An 18,830-nucleotide genomic window follows, 5' to 3' on the forward strand; every position below is an offset into this window, starting at 1 on the left:
TGCAACCGCGGTCGGCGGGTTTGCGGCGCCTCAGTCGCCGATGCGGATCGTCTTGCGCTCGGCCACCGGCAGGGTGCGTTGGGTCGCTGGGGCCTCGGTCGCCGGTGCGGGCGCGGCGGCTGACGCGTCGGCGTCGGCGGTGGGCGCGGTGCGCGGGGTGTGGGTCATGCGGTTCACGGTGGGCGCGGCGGGGGTCGCCTGTGCGGGGGGGAGCACCGCCACCGGTTCACGCGGCGCCAACGAGGGCAGCGCCCGCGCCAGAACCCGCATCCGCTCGGGCAGCATGAATTCGGGCGCGGCGTAAAGCGTGAACACGCCAAGAAGCACCAGAACCACACTCATCAACCCCACAAGGCGCACCAACCGCCGCATCATACCGTCACTCCGTCACATGTTGCGGGGCACGGTATGGGGGACGAGTTCGGCAAATATATGGCGGTCGCGCGCGCCGCTGCGGCGGGGTGGTATCTTCGGCCATATGTAAAGCGACCTTGACAGAATCGGCTGCGATGAGAAATGTAAAGTACGCTTTACGTTATATCGGAGACAGTTTTCATGTCGAAGGACACATTGCGCGGGTTGTTTTTGCTATGTGCTGGCCTGCTCGCCTATACCGGCGCGCTGTTTGCCACCAATGCCCTTCTGTCGGCGGGGATCGACAGCAAGCCGCTGCGCATCTTGGTTGCGCTCGGCCCGATGCTGCCCGCCGCGTTCATTTGCGGGGTCGTGATCCACAGCATTCACAACCTGGATGAGCTGCAACGCAAGCTGCAATTCGAAGCGCTGGCCTTGTCCTTTGCAGGAACGGCCTTGCTGACCTTCGGTTACGGCTTTCTGGAGGGTTTGGGGTTTCCAAAAATCTCGATGTTTGCCGTATGGCCGCTGATGGCGACCTTGTGGGTTGTCGGCGTGCTGATCGGACGTTGGCGCTTCGGATGAACAACCGGATAAAAGAGCTGCGCCGCCAGCGCGGGTGGTCACAGGCGGATCTGGCCGAAAGCCTGAATGTCTCGCGGCAGACGGTGAACGCCATCGAGCGCGGGCGGTACGATCCCAGTCTTCCGCTTGCGTTCAAGATCGCCCGCCATTTCGGCCTGACGATCGAAGATCTGTTTCAGCCGCTGGCGGAATAGTCCCGCAGGCCGCTGTGCAGCGCCCCCCTAGACCAGCATCTCCTTCGTGGCGCTCAGGGTCAGGTCGGGGTGATCGCGCTCCACCCGGTCGATGTCCCATTGCAGTCGGGTCATATAGACCACGTCGCCATCGTGATCATACGAGATATGCGCCTTGTTGGCGTTGACGAAGGCATCGACCTTGTCCTTGGGTCCGGTGACCCAGCGGGCCGACGTGAACTGCGTGGGTTCGAACCGCACGGGCAGGCCGTATTCCATCTCGATCCGGCTGGCCAGAACCTCGAACTGCAACTGGCCCACAACGCCCACGACAAAGCCCGAGCCGATCATCGGCTTGAAGACCTTGGCGGCGCCTTCCTCGGCGAATTGCATCAGCGCCTTGTCCAGATGCTTGGCCTTCATCGGGTCGCCCGCGCGACAGGCTTGCAGCAGTTCCGGCGCGAAGCTGGGGATGCCGGTGACGCGCAGCGCCTCGCCCTCGGTCAGGGTGTCGCCGATGCGCAATTGGCCGTGGTTGGGGATGCCGATGATGTCGCCGGCCCAGGCCTCATCCGCCAGTTCACGGTCGGAGGCCAGGAACAGCACCGGGTTCGACACCGCCATCGGTTTCTTGGTGCGCACATGGGTCAGCTTCATGCCACGCTTGAAATGGCCCGACGCCATGCGCAGGAACGCCACCCGGTCGCGGTGCTTGGGATCCATGTTGGCCTGCACCTTGAACACGAAACCGGCGACCTTGTCTTCCTCGGGCGCGATCTGGCGCGGCTCGGCGGCCTGGATCTGTGGCTCCGGGCCATAGGTGCCGATGCCGTTCATCAGCTCGCGCACGCCGAAGGAATTGATCGCACTGCCGAACCAGATCGGGGTCATGTGCCCCTCCAGCACTGCTTGCGGGTTCAGCGCGGGCAGCAGCTCGCGCGCCATCTCGACCTCTTCGCGCAGCTTCTCCAGCATCCCTGCGGGGATGTGATCGGCCAGCTTGGGATCGTCCAGCCCCTCGATCGACACGCTTTCGGCGACCACGTTGCGGTCGGCGCGGTCCATCAGCTCCAGCCGGTCATTCAGCAGGTCGTAACACCCCATGAACTCGCGGCCCACGCCGATAGGCCAGCTGGCGGGGGTCACGTCGATGGCCAGGTTTTCCTGGATCTCGTCGATGATCTCGAACGTGTCGCGACTTTCGCGGTCCATCTTGTTACAGAAGGTCAGGATCGGCAGGTCGCGCAGGCGGCAGACCTCGAACAGTTTCTGGGTCTGGCTTTCCACGCCCTTGGCGCCGTCGATCACCATCACCGCCGCATCCACCGCCGTCAGCGTGCGATAGGTGTCCTCGGAAAAATCGCTGTGGCCCGGCGTGTCGACCAGGTTGAAGCGGAACTTGCCATAGTCGAACGACATGGCCGAGGCCGAGACCGAAATCCCCCGGTCCTTCTCCATCTGCATGAAGTCCGAGCGCGTGCGCCGTGCCTCGCCCTTGGCGCGGACCTGGCCCGCCATCTGGATCGCACCCCCGTAGAGCAGGAATTTCTCGGTCAATGTCGTCTTGCCCGCATCCGGATGCGAGATGATCGCAAAGGTGCGGCGCCGGGCGATCTCGGCCGGCAGGTCGGGGCGGTTTGTGGCGTTATCCAGCATGGGGCGGGATATAGACAGCGCCGGGGCCATTGAAAAGGCCCGTCAGTCGCCCCGGATCAGACGATGCAGCGCCTTGGCCCCGGTGGCGCGGACCGTGCGCTTGTCGGCCTCGGACGCGAAGCGCTGCTGCTGCGACAGGCTGGGCATGTCGGCGCTGATCGACTGGGCCAGATCCTCGGGGAAGATGCCCAGCGTGCGTTCGTTGATCAGCAGGCTTTCGGTGGGGATACATTCGGCATAGATGATCTCGTGCCGGTCGAAGACCAGGTGGAAATAATCCACGAACCCGCCGGGGCGCAGGAACACGGTGCTGTCATCGACCAGATCGCCCGCGCGCACCAGCATTTCCGGCGTTTCGGTTAGCAGATCGCCGCCCGATTGATAGATGAACAGCCGCTGGTGCTGGCTCAGCAACAGATCCTGCCGGTTGGGCAGGGCGCCGCTGGGGATCAGCACCGGCGCGTGTGGGCCGGTGGCGCGTAGCGTGCGCTGGCCGATCCAGCGCAGCGGTTGCGCGCCGTGATCGCGGGTCAGCACCATCGCGCCCGGCTCCAGGTCCTCGACCGGGCATTGGCGGCCATCGGCCAGGGTGATCTGGGTGCCGCGCACAAAGGCCACCGGCGTGATTTCGGCCAGCCGCACCTCGCCCGGGTCGTCCGAGATTTCCAGCAGCGTATAGGCCTTGTCGGGGTCCAGCGGGTCGAGCGGCAGGAAGAACCAGTGCGCCGCCGCGCCCTCGTCAATGGCGATGACCAGGATCTCGGCAATGCTGCCGCCATCGGTCATCAGGCGCAGCCGCCCCTCCAGCACGATTGCCGCGCCGGGCTGTCCCAGCGCCGATCCATGGGCAACCGTGATCCGCATCCCGTCGCGGCGCAGGAACCGGCCCGAGCCGCTGTCCGACGCGGCCGGGTCATGCACATGCAGGACATGGGTCCGCGCCGCCGGGTCAAAGGCATAGACGTCGCCCGCGCACAAGGTGTCGATCGCGCCAAGCGGGTCGTCCAGATTGGCGCCCGCAATCACCCGAAGCCGTTCCGCACGATAGACGTGACATGAATAGCTGGCTTCTGGTCCGGCTGCGGGTTCTGAGGCTGGCTCCATTCCGGGTATATGTCCTAGACCATGCGGATTTACAATTGGTTACGTGCCATGACGCCATTGAGATTAAATATAGGGCGCCGCTTGGAAAATTCTTGCCCTGCGCCCTCTTGTCACCCCCCGAAACCGCAGTATCGTTCGGGGATAACCAAGGGAGGGTCCAATGGATCTGGGGATTTCGGGAAAGCGCGCGATTGTCTGCGCATCAAGCAAGGGGCTGGGGCTGGGCTGTGCGCGGGCGCTGGCCGAGGCGGGCGTCGATCTGGTGATGAACGCGCGCGGGGCAGATGCGCTGCGGGCGTCGGCGGCGGATATCCGTGACAGCTTCGGCGTGGATGTCGTTGAATTCGTGGGCGATATCACGGACGAGGGTGCCCGGGCCGAGCTGCTGTCGACCTGTGCCGACCCCGATATTCTGGTGACCAATGCGGGCGGTCCGCCGCCGGGTCTGTGGTCGGATTGGTCGCGCGAGGATTTCCTCAAGGCGCTCGATGCCAACATGCTGACGCCCATCGCGCTGATGACCGCGATCCTGCCGCAAATGATCGACAAGGGCTGGGGCCGGGTGGTCAATATCACCAGCCAGTCGGTCAAATCGCCGATCCCGGTGCTGGGCCTGTCGAACGCCGCGCGGGCGGGGCTGACCGGCTATGTCGCGGGGACCGCGCGGCAGGTGGCGCCGCAGGGGGTGATCATCAACAACCTGCTGCCGGGCATCCACGACACCGACCGCGCCGATGCGCTGGACAAGGGCGTGGCCGCGGAAAAGGGGATCACCCAGGATCAGGCCCGCGCCAACCGCGCCTCCACCATCCCGGCCCGCCGCTATGGCACCCCGGCCGAGTTCGGCGCGACCTGTGCCTTCATGTGCTCGCAGCATGCGGGGTTCATGGTGGGGCAGAACATCCTGCTGGACGGCGGGGCGGTGAACGCCACGCTGTGACCGGTGCGGTGCGTCCCTTGCGCGCAGAATGCCTTAAGTACGTCCGGTAGTGATCTGATCCAATTTGATATTTCTGTCATATCGGACGCTACGGCGCGCCGCAATCACCACAGTTCCCGCCGGCGACCGCCTGCTCTGGGCTTGCGGCCCCTTGTGACAGTTGCTAACCGGTGAAGAAGCCGATTGTTTTGATCGGTTAATCGACGAGGCCCCGGTGACCGACACGACCCCACGGCTGGAAATCCGCAATATCACCCGCCGGTTCGGCGGTCGCACGGTGGTCGACGATGTCTCGCTTTCGGTGATGCCGGGGCAGGTGACGTGCCTGTTGGGGCCGTCGGGCTGCGGCAAGTCGACGACGCTGCGGATCATCGCGGGCGTCGACATGCAGGACGCGGGCGAAATCTTTATCGACGGCAAGCTGATCTGCGACACGGTGTTCCGCATTCCGCCCGAGCGGCGGGCCGTGGGGCTGATGTTCCAGGATTTCGCGCTGTTCCCGCATCTGTCGGTGGCTGAAAACGTGGGCTTCGGCCTGACCGGCCCGCGCGAGGCCAACCGCGCCCGCGTCGAAGAGCTGTTGGGCCGTGTCGATCTGCTGCGTTTCATCGACGCCTATCCGCACAACCTGTCGGGGGGTGAACAGCAGCGGGTGGCGCTGGCCCGCGCCCTGGCGCCCCGGCCGCGCATCATGCTGATGGACGAGCCGTTTTCCGGCCTGGACAACCGGCTGCGGGACGAGATCCGCGACGAGACGCTACAGGTGCTCAAGGACGAAGGGGCGGCGGTTCTGCTGGTCACGCACGAGCCGGACGAGGCGATGCGCATGGCCGACGAGATTGCGTTGATGCGGGCGGGGCGGATCGTGCAACAGGGCGCGCCCTATAACATCTATAACGCGCCCAAGGATCGCGATGCGGCGGCTTTCTTCAGCGATATCAATGTGATCACGGGCAAAGTTCAGGGGGCGCTGACGGAAACGCCCTTTGGCCAGTTCCTGACGCCGGGGCAGCCCGACGGCACCGCCGTCGATATCGTGATCCGGCCCCAGCATCTGAAGATCGACTTCGACCGCAACGGTCAGGGGCCGAACCCGACGCCCGCCGATGGTGCGCCCGCGCGCGGGATTGTCGAGCGGGCGCGGTTCATGGGCCATGAAAGCCTGGTCGAATTTCGCATGGATTACGACCAGTCGGTGCTGCGCGCGACGGTGCCGGGGGTGTTCCTGCCCAAGCCGGGCCTGCCGATGTGGCTGATGATCCGGCGCGACCGCTGCTTCGTCTTTCCGCGCGACGCGCGTCTGGCCTAGCTGCCCGGCATCATGCGCGGGGCGCCGGTGGCGGGATCGGTATCGACAAAGGCCTTGGCCGCCGCGCGCCAGGCGCCGAAGCCCCCTTCCAGATGCGCGATGCGGTCATGGCCCGCCGCCAGATAGGCCTCGGCCACCTTGCGCGACCGCACGCCCGAGCCGCAATGGAACACCAGCCGCTTGTCGCCTTCGGGCGGCATGAAGGCCGGGTCGAACCCCGACATCGGCGCCAGCAGCGCGCCGCGAATGTGCTGGAACATGTATTCCTGTGGCGTGCGCACGTCGATCAGCACGATGGTGTGATTGTCCAGCCCCGCCGCGACATCGTCGGGGGTCCAGTGTTCCAGGGTCTTGCCGTTCAGATCTTCGCTGTGCATGGGGTCCTCGGGGGTTGGGGTGAATCGGGTCTGCCCGACCGTATCCTAAACGGCCATCGCGCAGGCAAAAGCGGGTCTGGCTGCGACCCGCCGTCGCGTCGTGCGACAAAATTGCTGGAAAAACGCCGTGTCGGCCCGAATGGGGCTTTGAACTCGGCCCGCAAATCAATAAATGTGTGGGACAGAATTCAATTCAGGTGTCCCGCGCGGGCACCAAGGGAGAAGACAATGCTGAACAATATCGGGCTTCCGGGCCTGCTTCTGATCGCGGTTGTTGTGCTGGTGCTGTTCGGGCGCGGCAAGATCAGCTCGCTCATGGGCGAGGTGGGCAAGGGCATCACCGCCTTCAAGCGGGGCGTCAAGGACGGCACCGAAGAGATCGAGAACGACCTCGAGGCCGCCAAGGACATCACCCCGGACGCCGAGAAGGACAAGGCCTGAGCCTTGTCCGCCTGACAGGGCAGAGCTTGCATGTTTGATCTTGGCTGGACCGAACTTCTGGTCATCGGCATCGTGGCGCTGATTGTGATCGGCCCCAAGGACCTGCCGGGCATGTTTCATGCCCTGGGCAAGTTCACGTCGAAGCTGCGCCGGATGGCGCGCGAGTTCCAGAACGCGATGGAAGACGCGGCCAAGGAGTCGGGCATGAAGGACGCCGCCAGCGACCTGCGCGACCTGACCAATCCGCGCAAGATGGGCTTGGACGCGGTCAAGGACGCCGCCGACAAGTTCGACCGGTGGGAGCCGGGCGCGCGATCGGACAAGCCCAAGGGCGACACCGCCAAGGCTGACACAGCCGAAAAGGGGCCCGCGACCGAAAAGCTCAGCGAAGAGCGGGCCGAGGCCGCGCGCAAGATCCGTGATGCGGCCGCCGAAAAGGCCCGCGCGCGCCAGGCCGCCGAGGCCGAAGCCGCCACGGCCGAGGCTGACGCCACCGCCGCCAAACCCGCCGCCAGCGGAAGTTCCGACGCATGACCAAACAGGATGAACTGGACGACAGCAGCGCCCCGCTGATCGAGCATCTGGCCGAACTGCGGACGCGGCTGATCCATTCGGTCGCGGCGTTTCTGGTGGGGATGGTGATCTGTTTCACCGTCGCCACGCCGATCTTCAATTTCCTGACCGCCCCGCTTTGTCAGGTGCTGGCCGAGGGCGGACAGGATTGCGCGCTGATCTTCATCAGCCCGCAAGAAGGCTTTTTCGTCGCCATCAAGATCTCGTTCCTGGGCGGCTTCATGCTGTCCTTCCCCTATATCGCCTATCAGATGTGGCGGTTCGTGGCGCCGGGGCTGTACAAATCCGAAAAGGGCGCGTTCCTGCCGTTTCTGGTCGCCTCGCCCTTCATGTTCATTCTGGGCGCGTCATTCGCGTTCTATGTCGTGACGCCGCTGGCCTATGATTTCTTCCTGGGGTTCCAGCAATTCGGCCAGGGCGGCGAGGCCGTGGTGGGCGAGGAGGTCAACCAGGGCCTCAGCGTGGTTTTCCAGGGCTCGGCCCAGGAATACCTGAACCTGACGATCAAGTTCATCGTGGCCTTTGGCCTGTGCTTCCAGCTGCCGGTGCTGCTGACCCTGATGGGCAAGGCCGAGCTGGTCAGCGCCGCGGGTCTGGGCGCGGTGCGCAAATACGCCGTGGTGGGCATTCTGGTGCTGGCCGCGCTGGTCACGCCGCCCGATGTCATCACCCAGGTGATCCTGTTCGTGGTGGTCTATGGGCTTTACGAGATCTCGATCTTCCTTGTCCGCCGGGTCGAACGAAAGCGCGAGGCCGATCTGCGCGCCCAAGGGCTTTGGGTCGATGACGACGAATTCGACGATCTGGACGGCGAAGAGCCCGAGGCCAAGGACACATGACCGAAGGCGACAGCCTGCGCCGGATCGCCGATGCGCTGGAACGCATCAGCCCGCCGCCGCAGCCCGCCCCGGATGTCGCCGGGGCCGAGGCGTTCGTCTGGCATGTGAACCCCGACCGCCTGAGCCCCGTGGCCCATGTCAACCGGGTCGACCTGTCGCTGCTTCTGGGCGTCGACCGGTCGCGCGACACGCTGCTGGCCAACACGCTGCAATTCGCCCGTGGGCTGCCCGCGAACAACGCGCTTCTCTGGGGCGCGCGCGGGATGGGGAAATCAAGCCTGGTCAAGGCCGTCCACGCCAAGGCCCATGCCGATCATCCGACCCTGAAACTGGTCGAGCTTCAGCGCGAGGATCTGCCGTCGATCCCGCGCCTGCTGACCCTGCTGCGCGATCAGGACGCGCGGTTCATCCTCTTTTGCGACGACCTGTCGTTCAGCCATGACGACCAGCATTACAAATCGCTCAAGGCGGTGCTGGATGGGGGCGTCGAAGGCCGGCCCGACAACGTGGTCTTCTATGCCACGTCGAACCGCCGCCACCTGATGCCGCGCGACATGATCGAAAACGAACGATCGACGGCCATCAACCCGTCCGAGGCTGTCGAGGAAAAGGTCTCGCTCTCGGACCGATTCGGCCTGTGGCTGGGCTTTCACCCGTGCAGCCAGGACGAATACCTGGCCATGATCCGCGGCTATTGCGACGCCCATGGCGTGCAGATCGACGACGACACCCTGCGGGCCGAGGCCATCGAATGGCAAGCCACCCGCGGCGCCCGCTCGGGCCGCGTGGCGTGGCAGTATTTCACCGATCTGGCGGGGCGCAAGGGCGTGGCGATTTAGCGGTCCCATCCATCCAAGGGGTTCGGCATGGCAAAGACGGTTGGACGCGAGAAAATTCATCAGGGTGGCGCGACCTTCATTCTTGAGGAGCCGACCCGCGCGGTGCTCCGCGACGCGCTGTTTTATGTGATGTTCCGATCCACCACGGGTCCCGTGATGGGGATGGAATTCAACAGAGACTACGCGCAATTCTCGGTGCTTCAGGAAGGCTGGGGCAAGGACAGCCCGCATCGTCACTGGCAGGATCTGCCTGCAGAGATTGGTGAGTGGCAGCTGGAGATTCTGCATTTTGACATCGAAGATTTCGCGCCGTTTCTCACCGATGTGCGCGTGCGTCGCGATAGGTGGCATTGGATGACGGACATCTCAGAGGGCAATCACGCCATGGTGCGGCCAGCGGTCAAGGCGGTGATCGAGGAACTCGATAGGGAAGTGAATTATTTCGTCCCCATGAAGGTGTTCGACAAAGACAGTGGAGACCTCATCAGCGATGAATATCACTATTGGATCCCGCGGCGCCGTTTCTGGTTTCTGCCATCACAGCGCAGGGGCGACGATCAGCGGATGACAGTGCCTTTCACCGGATCGTTTTCTCGGACAGATGCGGCATGGGAACTCGCAAATAACACCGCCCTACGTGAGTACGTTAAGAACATTCCCTTTTGGGGGCTTCATATAAGGCTCAGCGATATCGCTTTTTCGTCCAGCGCATTCCATCGAATGAAATCCGAAGGCTTTAGCGGCCTGGTTGAAAACACCGCCACGGCGATGTGGGACCAGGACCTGAACCAGAATATCGGGCATTTCTAGGGGCGGATCGCCCCTTCATTGTTCCCCAAATACTCCCGCCGGAGGCGAACGCGCGCGCAGCGCGGTCCGTCAGATGATCCGCTGCTCCAATTCCGACGGGTCGGCGACATCCACATGCCAGAACGCCGCTGCACCGGGCGGGAAGCCAGCCAGAAGCCGGTCCAGATCCGCCTGCCGCAGGCTGCGCCGCAGCGCCCAGGCTGTGGCTTCGATCGCGTTGTCGGGGGTCAGGTTGTGGTGCGGGCGCAGGGCCTGAACCTCGCGCGTCATCTGCGCGCGGTTGGCAAAGGGCAGGGGCGGCGCATCGGAATCCCAGCCCTGCACGAATATCGCCCGCAGAATCGCAGGCAGCAGATCGGCAAAGGCCAGCCCCTGCGCCGGGGTCAGCCGTCGGCGAAACGTGCGGAACACCCCGTCGACGGCGGTATAGGTCATGTTGTCCGAATCCAGCCCCATCCGCTCGCGCGCATCGTCCAGAAAGGCCCGGAACTCTTTATCAGCGTGGCGATAGGTCCAGGGCATCGGCATCGGAGCGGCCCGTCAGTTCAGGAAGGGCAGCGGATCGACGCTTTCGAACCCTTGGCGGACCTCGAAATGCAGGAAGCTGGGCTTGCCGCTGCGGACCACGGCGACCTGTTGGCCGCGTTTCACGCTGTCGCCCTTCTTGACGCCGATCTTGTCGATATTGGCATAGACGCTCAACAGGTTGTCGGCATGTCGGATCACCAGGATCGGCACCTGATCGGTGTCGCGGGTGATGGCGGCCACGGTGCCGGCCTCGGCCGCGATCACGGGCGTGCCGGCGGCGGCGGCGATGTCGATGCCGTCATTGCTGCCCTTCTTGTAGCCGCGGATGATGTCGCCCTTGACCGGGAAGGCCAGCTTGGACCGCACCGTCTTGTCCGACGACAGGTCGGGCGAGGGCAGCGGCTTGGCGGGTTCCACCTTTTCATCGGGCAGCGGCTTGCTGGCGCTGGGGGGTGTGGGGGTGGGCGAGCCTTCGCCCGGTTCGGTCGTGCGCACCGGGGCTGCGGCGGCGGTGCGGGCGTTCTCGTCGGGCACCGGGATCAGCAGGTACTGCCCCTCGCGCAGCGACAGGTCGGCGCCCAACCCGTTCCATTCGGCCAGCGAGGTGACCGAGACATTGTAGAGCCGCGAGATGGAATAGGCGGTCTCGCCCCGTTCGACCTTGTGGCGGATCGGTTCGGGGCCCGACTGGACCAGCGGCGTGGTGGTGATCTGTTCGGGTTCGGCCCGGCTGATCGCGTCGCCTGCCAAGGTCGAGATATCGACATTGCCCGCCGGCTGGATCGCGCCGGTGGTGGTGGCTGCCGTACCGGCGGCGGGCACGGCACGGGGCAGGGCCAGGATCTCGCCGTCGCGCAGGGGCACGTTGCTGTCGATCCCGTTGTGCCGGGCCAGCTCGTCCGGGGTCAGGCCGATGCGGGACGCCACGCTGCCCACGGTGTCGCCCCGGCGGGCCACGGCGACCTGGTAATTGGGATAGGTGATGATGCCGCGCGCATCGGCGGCGGGGCGGGGGGCGGTGGCGGTGCGCACCGCGTCGGTGGTGTCGATGCCGGTGCCGGTGTTGCGCAGGTCCAGGTCGAACTGGTCGCAGGCGCCCAATGCCAGCAGCGCGGTTCCCATGATCATGGCCCGCGGGCCGGGGCGTGATGTGATTGCCATTGCTCTGTCCTCAATCGCGGGGCCCGATGTGTCCCGGGCTTTCCTGTCAGTCCTGTCCGAGCCCCTCCAGCAGCGGCACGAAACGCACCGGCCGCAACTCGTCGTAATCGAACCCATCGGGCGTGCGCGTCACCTTGATCAGGCTTTGCACCGCGTCCGATTGGCCGACCGGCAACACCATGATACCCCCCTCGCGCAGTTGCGCCAAGAGCGGACCTGGCGGGTCTTCGGCGGCGGCAGTGACCAAAATCCGGTCAAACGGCGCCTGTTCGGGCAAACCGAAGGACCCGTCGGCCAGCAAAGCGGTCACATTGGTCAGCCCGACCTCTTCGAACGCGGCCTGGGCGGTCTGGACCAGACGGCGGTGGCGTTCGACCGTATAGACCCGGCGCGCCAGCTGGCTGAGCACGGCCGCCTGATAGCCCGAGCCGGTCCCCACCTCGAGCACCTTGTCGCGCGGGCTGACATTCAGCGCCTGCGTCATCAGCCCCACGACCGAGGGCTGGCTGATCGTCTGGCCGCAGGAAATCGGCAGCGGCATATCCTCGTACGCGCGCTCGGCGAACAGCCCGTCGCGGATGAACACGCCCCGGTCGATCCGCTCCATCGCATTCAGCACGCGCTTGTCGGTGACGCCCTTCGACCGCAGGGCGAACATGAACTGCATCTTGCGTTCGGCGTCGTTGCTCATTCCAGCCGGTCTTTCAATTCGGCGACGGTGTCATGCGCGGTCAGGTCGGCGCGCATCGGCGTCACGCTGACATATCCCGCCAGGTTGTCGGCCACATCGGTGCCGGGGTCGGTCGGCATGTGCTGCGGCCCGCCCTTGATCCACAGGAATTTCCGGCCCGAGGGCGAGATATGCGGCTCGACCCCGAAAAACGCATCGCGGCGATAGCCCTGCGGCGACACCCGCACGCCGCGCACATCGGCCCCGGGCAGGGGCGGGAAATTGACGTTATAGAACAGCCGGTAATCGTCGCCATCCCACAGGCCCCGGTCCAGCAGGCGGCGCACCACGTCCACCCCATGGGCGCGCGCGGCGTCGAATTGCAGCGCGGGGTCGCTGTTCTGCGGCCCCAGATATTGCGACAGGGCGATGGCGGGCAGCCCTTGCAGGGCGGCCTCCATCGCGCCGCCCAGCGTGCCGGAATAAAGCACATTCTCGCCCGAGTTGTTGCCCCGGTTCACCCCCGACAGCACCAGATCGGGAAAGGCCCCGTCCAGCACATCGTAAAGCCCCGCCAGCACGCAATCGGCGGGCGAGCCTTCGGCGGCAAAGCGGCGCGGGCCCAGCTCGGCGATCATCATCGGATGGGTATAGGAAATCTTGTGCGCCACGCCCGATTGTTCGAACGCGGGCGCGACGGTCCAGACCTCGCCCTTCGGCCCGGCGATCTCGGTCGCGATGGACTCCAGCACTTGCAGGCCCGGCGCGTTGATGCCGTCGTCATTGGTGATGAGAATGCGCATGGCCGGACCGCCCCCGATTGTCTTTCTGCCTGCTTAATTCAGGCAGGCAGGGGCGGCAAGCGTGCTAGGCGGACAAACCCAATTCGGCCAGCAGCCGTTGCGCTTCGGCCCGCGGATCGGCCAGCGTGCTGCGATCTTCGCCGGGATAGAACCGCGCGCGGGTGGCGGTGGGCATGGGCGCGGGCGCAAAGGACAGCACGCGCGGCTTGCCCGATTTCGCGGTCTCGGCCGCCCAGGCGTCGAACAACGCCCGCTGCGCGGCCTTGGTCGCGGCATAGGCGCCGTGGAACTTGCCCGCCGCGGGATCGTCGACAAAGACCGCCGTGCCGGTATCGGCGGCGCGCAGCAGCGGCGCGATGAAGGGGATCAGCTGCCCGGTCGCGGTCACGTTGGTGGCCACGGATTTGGCCCAGTCCTTTTCCGCGATGTGATCGGCGGGCGACAGGGGCGGGGCGTGGACCGCGCAATGCACCCACAGGTCCAGGCCGCCCCAGCGGTCGTGGATCGACCGGCACATGTGGCGCATGGCGCCTGCATCGGTGATGTCCATGGGCGCCAGCGTGGCGCGGCCGCCCGCGGCCTGGATGCGGTCGTCCAGCTCTTCGAGCGCGCCGGTGGTGCGGGCCACGGCCATGACGTGATGGGTGGGCGCCAATGCCTCGGCAATGGCGGCGCCAAAGCCGCGCGAGGCACCGGTGATCAGGGCAAGTTTCTCTGTCATCTGGCGTCTTTGCCGCGATCCGGCGGCAGGGTCAAGCGGGGCATTCCGCCACTGGCGAATCCCGCCCGGCGGTTCTAGGACAAGGGGGGAAAGGCAGGTGCGGATATGGTCGAGATCACGCTGGTACGCCACGGGCAGGCGCAAACCGGGGCCCAGGACGAGGAAAGCTATGACAACCTCAGCGATCTGGGCCGGCAACAGGCGCGCTGGCTGGGCGATCATTTCGCGGCCACGGGGCGCGCGTTCGACACGGTGATCAGCGGCACGCTGCACCGCCAGCACGACACCGCGCAGCTGATCGCCGATGCGGTGGGTGCATCCGTGTCGCAGGACAAGCGATTGAACGAGCTGGATTATTTCGGTCTGGCGGAATCGCTGCGTGACACCCATGCGGTGGAAATCCCCAGCAACCGGGCCGAATTCATCGCCCATGTGCCCCAGGTGCTGAGCGCGTGGGAAACCGGCCGGATCCACGCCCATCTGGAAAGCTTCACCGCGTTCGAGACCCGCATCGCCCAAATGATCGCCCTGGCCGAGGGGCAGGGCGGGCGCGTGCTGTTCGTGACCTCGGGCGGGGTGATCGGCATGGCGATGCGGCTTCTGCTGGGGCTTCAGGTGGCCAGCTATGCCAATATCCTGCTGCAGATCTATAACAGCTCGGTCCACCGCTATATCAAGCTGGGCGATGTGCTGGCGCTGGACACGTTCAACGCGGTGCCCCATCTGGAGGACCCCGCGCGCGCCCATGCCCGGACCTATATCTAGGCGTCAGTCATGCTCCAGATGGCTGACCATCATCGCCTGGTACCCGCGCGCGGCGATGAAGCGGTCCATCATTTCCTGCGGGCCGCTGGTCAGCGTGAAGGACGTGTTCCCGGCGGTTGACGAGCGGCGTTCGATCACCGTCTGGGTCAGGTCGACCTCCCATATCTCGACCCGGATCGGCACCGGCAGGTCAATGACCCGACCATTGCGATAGACCTGATCGATGGCCTGCATCAGATCCTCGGGGCAGTCGTCGATATACCCCTCATGGCCATAGAATGTGCCGCCCAGCGGATCGAAGCGGATCTTCACGCTGGCAAACCCCGCCGCCCCCGCATCGCGCGAGACAAACGGCACATCGTCATCCTGCACCGTTTCCAGGATCTGCCGGACAAAGGCGCGTTCGACCGCCTCGGGCCTGGGCAGATAGGTTTGCCAGTAATCGCGGCAGGCATCGACAAAGGCCGACGGCATCCGGCGTTCGTCATCGGGGATGCCTTCGTCACGGCGGTATTTCGCCACGAAGGCGCTGTAATCATCGGAAAAATCCGCGCTGTTCAGCGACCGCAGCGCCTCGTTCCAGCCGCCGTGGATCTCGTTCAGCGACGGGGTGGGGCCCTGCAAGTTCGACAGGGCCGAGCGATAGGCGCGTTGCAGGATCTGGCCGATCTTCAGCGCCGTGCCAAGCGCATCGGTGCCGGGAACGATGGTGGTGATCACGTCGACCACATCATCGACGGACAGGCCCGACGGCTCCTCGCGCTGGATCATATAGGTCCGCACGCTGTTCAGCGTGACCTGCGATTGCAGCGACCAGTTGATGTTCGACTGGTGAAAGGCCCCGGTGAACCGGCTGTCGGTGGCGGGCCACCAGCCCCCCGTCACGGTGTTGTCGGCGGGGTTGGTGGGGTCGATATGCTGGATCGGCGCCTCGCCCCGTTCGGTCCGCAAACGATCCTCGATCACCCGCCGCCGGTCATAGGCCTGTTCCAGCTGCCCCCGGATCTGTGCGATCAGCTGCTGTTCGCGCGGGGTGACGATGTGATCGGCATTGGCGCGTTCGACAGCCGTTTGCAGGCGCTGTTCGAACTGGTGGCAGCGTGTGTTCAGGGCGTTGAACTGACGTTCCAGCGCGCTCATATCGCGGCCCCGTCCCGGTCGTCTTCGAATTCCGTCAGCAGGGCGGCCATGTCCTGCTTCAGCGCCTCCAGCTCGCGAATGTCGGCGTCGCGCTCTTCGGTGGACCGCGACTGGGGCGTCAGGCCGTTCAGCTCTTGCCGGTGACGCCGAAGCTGTCCGATCTTGTCGGCCAGCCGGTCCAGCATCTGCGCGGCTTCGGGCGAGTCATGCGGCCCGGCATGTTTTTGCAGGCTGACATAGCGCGCCTCGATCTCGGGCAGGGCGGTTTCCAGCCGGGTTTTCACATCGGGGGCGGCATCGGGCATGGGCAATGTCCTGTGGTCGGAATGAAACTGTGAAATCGTTTAACGGGCAAAGCCCAGGCAATTGTTGCCGCAGTTTAGCCGATCCCCCGGCATTCGCCAAACGCGGCGTGTCTACAGGCGATAGCCGCCGGAAACCGTCAGAACCTCGCCCGTGATGAACGCCGCCTGATCGCTGGCCAGGAACCGCACCGCGCGGGCGATGTCGTCGGGCGTGCCGATCCGGCCAAGCGCGGTCAGCTCGACGAATTTCTCGGTCAACTCGTCGGATCGCGGCGCTTCGGGCGTGTTGATCGCGCCGGGGGCCACGGCGTTCACCCGGATGCCGCGCGGGCCCAGCTCCTTGGCCATGGCGCGGGTCCACAGATCCAGCGCGGCCTTGCTGGCGCCGTATATCGCGGCGTCTTTCGGTGGCAGCACCGCGTTCACGGACGAGATGCTGACCACCGCCGCGTCCCGGTCCAGATGGGGCAGGGCGGCCGATAACAGCGCCGCCGGGGCCAGCACATTCAGATCCAGAATATCCCGCCCGGTGGCCATGTCGAACCCATCAGCCGGGGTCATTTCGATGGCGCCCGCGTTATTGACCAGCAGATCCAGCCGCCCGAACCGGTCGACCACCTGCGCGATCACATCGGCGGCGGCCCCGGGCTGTGCCAGATCGGCCTGTATCGCGTGGACACCACCCGGCAGGGCATCGGGCGGGCTGCGCCGCCAGACCACGGCGACATCGTGATCGCGCGCCAGATCGGTGGCAATCGCCCGGCCGATCCCGCGCGTGCCGCCGGTGACAAGGGCTGTCTTTCGCATCGGTCCGACCTTTCGCTGGGGCGTTCGGGGCCAGTCTGACGCGCGGGACCGCCGGGGGGAAGACCATGCGGGCGGATTTCCGGTTGCGATCGGGCAGAAAACCGTTATCACCCCGCCCACACCGGTCGCAGCCTACCCGGTCAACAAAACAAGGGTTCTGACATGAAAACCATCGTGATCTGCTCGGGCGGATTGGATTCGGTATCGCTGGCGCACATGGTCGCCGCCGAACGCCAACTGACCCGGCTTGTGTCCTTCGACTATGGCCAGCGCCACCGCAAGGAGCTGGATTTCGCCGCCCGCGCCGCCACCCGGCTGGGCGTGCCGCATGACATCATCGACATGCGCCCCATCGGTGCCGCGCTGACCGGCTCGGCCCTGACCGACGATATCGACGTGCCCGACGGCCACTATGCCGAGGAAACGATGCGCGTGACCGTCGTGCCCAACCGCAACGCCATCATGCTGGCCATCGCCTTTGGCGTGGCGGCGGCCAATGGCGACGATGCGGTGGCGACCGCCGTGCATGGCGGCGATCATTTCATCTATCCCGATTGCCGTCCGGGCTTCACGGAAGCGTTCGAGGCGATGCAGCGCGCCGCGCTCGACGGCTATGCCGATGTGGCGCTTTACACGCCCTTTGTCCACCGGACCAAGGCCGATATCGTCACAGCGGGCGCCCGCCACGGCACGCCCTTTGCCGACACATGGTCGTGCTATAAAGGGGGCGATCTGCATTGCGGGCGCTGCGGCACCTGCGTGGAACGGCGCGAGGCGTTCGATCTGGCCGGTGTGGCCGACCCGACCGCCTATGCCGACCCGGATTTCTGGCGTCAGGCCATCGCAGACCGGGGGGCCGCGTGATGTTTCGCATCAGCAAGGAATTCCATTTCTCGGCCTCGCACCAGCTGGGGCATCTGCCCGCCGATCACCAATGCGCGCGGCTGCACGGGCACAATTATATCGTCGTGGTCGAACTGGCCGCGGCGCAGCTGAACGCGGACGGCTTCGTGCGCGACTATCACGAGCTGGCGCCGCTGAAATCCTATATCGACGACCGGTTCGACCACCGGCATCTGAACGATGTGCTGAACCAGCCGTCGACGGCGGAAAACCTGGCCAAGCATTTCTTCGACTGGTGCGCGGCGCGCTGGCCCGAAACCGCAGCGGTCAAGGTCAGCGAGACGCCCAAGACCTGGGCCGAGTACCGGCCATGACCCTGCGCATCGCCGAGGTGTTCGGGCCGACGATCCAGGGCGAGGGGGCCTTGATCGGCGAACCCACCGTGTTCGTCCGCGCGGGGGGCTGTGATTACCGCTGCGCGTGGTGCGACAGCCTGCACGCGGTCGACAGCGCCCATCGCCACGACTGGGCCGCGATGACGACCGAACAGGTCTGGGACCGGGTGCTGGATCTGTCGGGCGGGCGGCCGCTGACCGTATCGCTGTCGGGCGGCAACCCCGCCATTCAGGATTTCGGCCCGCTGATCGCGCGGGGCCAGGCGGCGGGCTATCGGTTCGCGTGCGAGACGCAAGGGTCCATCGCCAAGCCGTGGTTTGGCGATCTGGACACGCTGGTTCTTAGCCCCAAGCCGCCGTCCAGCGGCGAGCGCGTGGATTGGGCCGCCTTCGATGCCTGCCTGCGCGCAGGCCAGCGCGCGGGGCAGATGGTGATGAAGATCGTGATCTTCGACCAGCCGGATCTGGACTGGGCGCGCGATGCGGCGGCGCGCTACCCGCAGCTGCCGCTTTACCTGCAACCGGGCAACCCGGATGTGGACCCCGACCAGCCGGTGCCGCCACAGGCGCTGGCCGAGCGGCTGGAATGGCTGTTCGACAACACCACCGGCGCGGGCTGGTTCGCCCCGCGCATCCTGCCGCAGCTGCATGTGCTGATCTGGGGCAACAAGCGCGGCGTTTGATCCCGCGAA

At 65.6% G+C, this 18,830-nt stretch carries 25 protein-coding genes; 13 read left to right on the forward strand and 12 right to left on the reverse strand.

The features are described from left to right. Positions 1-30: 30 nt before the first annotated feature. Positions 31-375 (reverse strand): hypothetical protein, encoded by a 345-nt coding sequence (locus CLM60_RS10300; protein ID WP_095589065.1) that lies wholly within the window; start codon positions 373-375, stop codon positions 31-33. Between the two features lie 180 nt (positions 376-555). Here CLM60_RS10300 and CLM60_RS10305 point away from each other — a divergent pair, with 180 nt between their 5' ends. Continuing rightward, positions 556-939, forward strand: coding sequence for a hypothetical protein (locus CLM60_RS10305; protein ID WP_176473850.1), 384 nt, complete (start codon positions 556-558; stop codon positions 937-939). Further along, positions 936-1,133 (forward strand): helix-turn-helix transcriptional regulator, encoded by a 198-nt coding sequence (locus tag CLM60_RS10310; protein WP_095589066.1) that lies wholly within the window; start codon positions 936-938, stop codon positions 1,131-1,133. The genes CLM60_RS10305 and CLM60_RS10310 overlap by 4 nt, the downstream gene beginning before the upstream one ends. Before the next feature lie 27 nt (positions 1,134-1,160). Here CLM60_RS10310 and CLM60_RS10315 read toward each other — a convergent pair whose 3' ends face one another. Together CLM60_RS10315 and CLM60_RS10320 are read right to left on the reverse strand one after the other, a co-directional pair. Beyond that, positions 1,161-2,768, reverse strand: coding sequence for a peptide chain release factor 3 (locus CLM60_RS10315; protein ID WP_095589067.1), 1,608 nt, complete (start codon positions 2,766-2,768; stop codon positions 1,161-1,163). Between the two features lie 42 nt (positions 2,769-2,810). Beyond that, entirely contained in the window at positions 2,811-3,872 is a 1,062-nt protein-coding gene (locus tag CLM60_RS10320) for a Hint domain-containing protein (protein ID WP_095589068.1), read from the reverse strand. Between the two features lie 160 nt (positions 3,873-4,032). Between CLM60_RS10320 and CLM60_RS10325 the strand changes: the two genes are divergently transcribed. Both CLM60_RS10325 and CLM60_RS10330 read left to right on the forward strand, forming a co-directional pair. Then, positions 4,033-4,812 carry an SDR family oxidoreductase gene (locus CLM60_RS10325; protein ID WP_095589069.1) on the forward strand — a complete coding sequence of 260 codons (780 nt, stop codon included), beginning with the start codon at positions 4,033-4,035 and terminating at the stop codon, positions 4,810-4,812. 214 nt (positions 4,813-5,026) lie between these two features. Continuing rightward, positions 5,027-6,121: an ABC transporter ATP-binding protein gene (locus CLM60_RS10330; RefSeq protein WP_245848346.1), complete on the forward strand. Its 1,095-nt coding sequence runs from the start codon at positions 5,027-5,029 to the stop codon at positions 6,119-6,121. On the opposite strand, the gene CLM60_RS10335 is transcribed toward CLM60_RS10330, so the two are convergent. After that, positions 6,118-6,498 (reverse strand): rhodanese-like domain-containing protein, encoded by a 381-nt coding sequence (locus CLM60_RS10335; protein ID WP_095589070.1) that lies wholly within the window; start codon positions 6,496-6,498, stop codon positions 6,118-6,120. The genes CLM60_RS10330 and CLM60_RS10335 overlap by 4 nt on opposite strands. A gap of 228 nt (positions 6,499-6,726) precedes the next feature. Here CLM60_RS10335 and CLM60_RS10340 point away from each other — a divergent pair, with 228 nt between their 5' ends. Genes CLM60_RS10340 through CLM60_RS10360 form a run of 5 tightly spaced genes read left to right on the forward strand, consistent with a single transcriptional unit; the run spans position 6,727 to position 10,000 of the window. Then, positions 6,727-6,939 (forward strand): twin-arginine translocase TatA/TatE family subunit, encoded by a 213-nt coding sequence (locus tag CLM60_RS10340; protein WP_036559883.1) that lies wholly within the window; start codon positions 6,727-6,729, stop codon positions 6,937-6,939. Positions 6,940-6,969: 30 nt separating this feature from the next. Then, complete coding sequence (gene tatB, locus CLM60_RS10345) at positions 6,970-7,473, forward strand: Sec-independent protein translocase protein TatB (protein WP_095589071.1); 504 nt, start codon at positions 6,970-6,972, stop codon at positions 7,471-7,473. Continuing rightward, a complete protein-coding gene (gene tatC / locus CLM60_RS10350) occupies positions 7,470-8,351 on the forward strand; it encodes a twin-arginine translocase subunit TatC (protein ID WP_095589072.1) in 882 nt (293 codons plus the stop codon). Before tatB ends, tatC begins: the two co-directional genes overlap by 4 nt. Continuing rightward, positions 8,348-9,190 (forward strand): ATP-binding protein, encoded by an 843-nt coding sequence (locus CLM60_RS10355; RefSeq protein ID WP_095589073.1) that lies wholly within the window; start codon positions 8,348-8,350, stop codon positions 9,188-9,190. The genes tatC and CLM60_RS10355 overlap by 4 nt, the downstream gene beginning before the upstream one ends. Before the next feature lie 27 nt (positions 9,191-9,217). Further along, positions 9,218-10,000, forward strand: a complete 783-nt coding sequence (locus CLM60_RS10360; protein ID WP_095589074.1) for a hypothetical protein — start codon at positions 9,218-9,220, stop codon at positions 9,998-10,000. A 69-nt stretch (positions 10,001-10,069) separates the two neighbouring features. On the opposite strand, the gene CLM60_RS10365 is transcribed toward CLM60_RS10360, so the two are convergent. The 5 genes from CLM60_RS10365 to CLM60_RS10385 form a co-directional block, all read right to left on the reverse strand. Next, the gene (locus CLM60_RS10365) at positions 10,070-10,528 is read right to left on the reverse strand and encodes a DUF2267 domain-containing protein (RefSeq protein ID WP_095589075.1); all 459 of its coding nucleotides are present in this window, start codon (positions 10,526-10,528) and stop codon (positions 10,070-10,072) included. Positions 10,529-10,540: 12 nt separating this feature from the next. Further along, the gene (locus CLM60_RS10370; RefSeq protein ID WP_095589076.1) at positions 10,541-11,689 is read right to left on the reverse strand and encodes a peptidoglycan DD-metalloendopeptidase family protein; all 1,149 of its coding nucleotides are present in this window, start codon (positions 11,687-11,689) and stop codon (positions 10,541-10,543) included. A 46-nt stretch (positions 11,690-11,735) separates the two neighbouring features. Then, positions 11,736-12,380, reverse strand: coding sequence for a protein-L-isoaspartate(D-aspartate) O-methyltransferase (locus CLM60_RS10375; protein ID WP_095589077.1), 645 nt, complete (start codon positions 12,378-12,380; stop codon positions 11,736-11,738). After that, a complete protein-coding gene (gene surE, locus CLM60_RS10380) occupies positions 12,377-13,162 on the reverse strand; it encodes a 5'/3'-nucleotidase SurE (protein ID WP_095589078.1) in 786 nt (261 codons plus the stop codon). The genes CLM60_RS10375 and surE overlap by 4 nt, the downstream gene beginning before the upstream one ends. A 64-nt stretch (positions 13,163-13,226) precedes the next feature. Next, positions 13,227-13,883 carry an SDR family NAD(P)-dependent oxidoreductase gene (locus CLM60_RS10385; RefSeq protein WP_095589079.1) on the reverse strand — a complete coding sequence of 219 codons (657 nt, stop codon included), beginning with the start codon at positions 13,881-13,883 and terminating at the stop codon, positions 13,227-13,229. 105 nt (positions 13,884-13,988) lie between these two features. Here CLM60_RS10385 and CLM60_RS10390 point away from each other — a divergent pair, with 105 nt between their 5' ends. Then, on the forward strand, positions 13,989-14,648 hold the full coding sequence (locus CLM60_RS10390; protein WP_095589080.1) for a histidine phosphatase family protein: 660 nt from the start codon (positions 13,989-13,991) through the stop codon (positions 14,646-14,648). A gap of 3 nt (positions 14,649-14,651) precedes the next feature. On the opposite strand, the gene CLM60_RS10395 is transcribed toward CLM60_RS10390, so the two are convergent. From CLM60_RS10395 to CLM60_RS10405, 3 genes are all read right to left on the reverse strand, one after another. Further along, entirely contained in the window at positions 14,652-15,788 is a 1,137-nt protein-coding gene (locus tag CLM60_RS10395) for a hypothetical protein (RefSeq protein WP_095589081.1), read from the reverse strand. Beyond that, complete coding sequence (locus CLM60_RS10400) at positions 15,785-16,093, reverse strand: hypothetical protein (protein ID WP_095589082.1); 309 nt, start codon at positions 16,091-16,093, stop codon at positions 15,785-15,787. The genes CLM60_RS10395 and CLM60_RS10400 overlap by 4 nt, the downstream gene beginning before the upstream one ends. A gap of 111 nt (positions 16,094-16,204) precedes the next feature. Beyond that, the gene (locus CLM60_RS10405) at positions 16,205-16,900 is read right to left on the reverse strand and encodes an SDR family NAD(P)-dependent oxidoreductase (protein WP_095589083.1); all 696 of its coding nucleotides are present in this window, start codon (positions 16,898-16,900) and stop codon (positions 16,205-16,207) included. Positions 16,901-17,062: 162 nt separating this feature from the next. Here CLM60_RS10405 and queC point away from each other — a divergent pair, with 162 nt between their 5' ends. The 3 genes from queC to queE are packed head-to-tail and all read left to right on the forward strand — an operon-like array spanning position 17,063 to position 18,821. Beyond that, entirely contained in the window at positions 17,063-17,764 is a 702-nt protein-coding gene (gene queC, locus CLM60_RS10410) for a 7-cyano-7-deazaguanine synthase QueC (protein ID WP_095589084.1), read from the forward strand. After that, positions 17,764-18,117, forward strand: a complete 354-nt coding sequence (gene queD / locus CLM60_RS10415) for a 6-carboxytetrahydropterin synthase QueD (RefSeq protein WP_095589085.1) — start codon at positions 17,764-17,766, stop codon at positions 18,115-18,117. The genes queC and queD overlap by 1 nt, the downstream gene beginning before the upstream one ends. Then, complete coding sequence (gene queE, locus CLM60_RS10420) at positions 18,114-18,821, forward strand: 7-carboxy-7-deazaguanine synthase QueE (protein ID WP_095589086.1); 708 nt, start codon at positions 18,114-18,116, stop codon at positions 18,819-18,821. The genes queD and queE overlap by 4 nt, the downstream gene beginning before the upstream one ends. Positions 18,822-18,830: the final 9 nt, after the last annotated feature.

This window comes from Actibacterium ureilyticum (assembly GCF_002285435.1).
Classification (GTDB): domain Bacteria; phylum Pseudomonadota; class Alphaproteobacteria; order Rhodobacterales; family Rhodobacteraceae; genus Actibacterium_C; species Actibacterium_C ureilyticum.

Bases quoted from the DNA above. Each gene is read 5' to 3' on its own strand.
- CLM60_RS10300 (WP_095589065.1), bottom strand. From the start codon at position 375: ATGATGCGGCGGTTGGTGCGCCTTGTGGGGTTGATGAGTGTGGTTCTG.
- CLM60_RS10305 (WP_176473850.1), top strand. From the start codon at position 556: ATGTCGAAGGACACATTGCGCGGGTTGTTTTTGCTATGTGCTGGCCTG.
- CLM60_RS10310 (WP_095589066.1), top strand. From the start codon at position 936: ATGAACAACCGGATAAAAGAGCTGCGCCGCCAGCGCGGGTGGTCACAG.
- CLM60_RS10315 (WP_095589067.1), bottom strand. From the start codon at position 2,768: ATGCTGGATAACGCCACAAACCGCCCCGACCTGCCGGCCGAGATCGCC.
- CLM60_RS10320 (WP_095589068.1), bottom strand. From the start codon at position 3,872: ATGGAGCCAGCCTCAGAACCCGCAGCCGGACCAGAAGCCAGCTATTCA.
- CLM60_RS10325 (WP_095589069.1), top strand. From the start codon at position 4,033: ATGGATCTGGGGATTTCGGGAAAGCGCGCGATTGTCTGCGCATCAAGC.
- CLM60_RS10335 (WP_095589070.1), bottom strand. From the start codon at position 6,498: ATGCACAGCGAAGATCTGAACGGCAAGACCCTGGAACACTGGACCCCC.
- CLM60_RS10340 (WP_036559883.1), top strand. From the start codon at position 6,727: ATGCTGAACAATATCGGGCTTCCGGGCCTGCTTCTGATCGCGGTTGTT.
- tatB (WP_095589071.1), top strand. From the start codon at position 6,970: ATGTTTGATCTTGGCTGGACCGAACTTCTGGTCATCGGCATCGTGGCG.
- tatC (WP_095589072.1), top strand. From the start codon at position 7,470: ATGACCAAACAGGATGAACTGGACGACAGCAGCGCCCCGCTGATCGAG.
- CLM60_RS10355 (WP_095589073.1), top strand. From the start codon at position 8,348: ATGACCGAAGGCGACAGCCTGCGCCGGATCGCCGATGCGCTGGAACGC.
- CLM60_RS10360 (WP_095589074.1), top strand. From the start codon at position 9,218: ATGGCAAAGACGGTTGGACGCGAGAAAATTCATCAGGGTGGCGCGACC.
- CLM60_RS10365 (WP_095589075.1), bottom strand. From the start codon at position 10,528: ATGCCGATGCCCTGGACCTATCGCCACGCTGATAAAGAGTTCCGGGCC.
- CLM60_RS10370 (WP_095589076.1), bottom strand. From the start codon at position 11,689: ATGGCAATCACATCACGCCCCGGCCCGCGGGCCATGATCATGGGAACC.
- CLM60_RS10375 (WP_095589077.1), bottom strand. From the start codon at position 12,380: ATGAGCAACGACGCCGAACGCAAGATGCAGTTCATGTTCGCCCTGCGG.
- surE (WP_095589078.1), bottom strand. From the start codon at position 13,162: ATGCGCATTCTCATCACCAATGACGACGGCATCAACGCGCCGGGCCTG.
- CLM60_RS10385 (WP_095589079.1), bottom strand. From the start codon at position 13,883: ATGACAGAGAAACTTGCCCTGATCACCGGTGCCTCGCGCGGCTTTGGC.
- CLM60_RS10390 (WP_095589080.1), top strand. From the start codon at position 13,989: ATGGTCGAGATCACGCTGGTACGCCACGGGCAGGCGCAAACCGGGGCC.
- CLM60_RS10395 (WP_095589081.1), bottom strand. From the start codon at position 15,788: ATGAGCGCGCTGGAACGTCAGTTCAACGCCCTGAACACACGCTGCCAC.
- CLM60_RS10400 (WP_095589082.1), bottom strand. From the start codon at position 16,093: ATGCCCGATGCCGCCCCCGATGTGAAAACCCGGCTGGAAACCGCCCTG.
- CLM60_RS10405 (WP_095589083.1), bottom strand. From the start codon at position 16,900: ATGCGAAAGACAGCCCTTGTCACCGGCGGCACGCGCGGGATCGGCCGG.
- queC (WP_095589084.1), top strand. From the start codon at position 17,063: ATGAAAACCATCGTGATCTGCTCGGGCGGATTGGATTCGGTATCGCTG.
- queD (WP_095589085.1), top strand. From the start codon at position 17,764: ATGTTTCGCATCAGCAAGGAATTCCATTTCTCGGCCTCGCACCAGCTG.
- queE (WP_095589086.1), top strand. From the start codon at position 18,114: ATGACCCTGCGCATCGCCGAGGTGTTCGGGCCGACGATCCAGGGCGAG.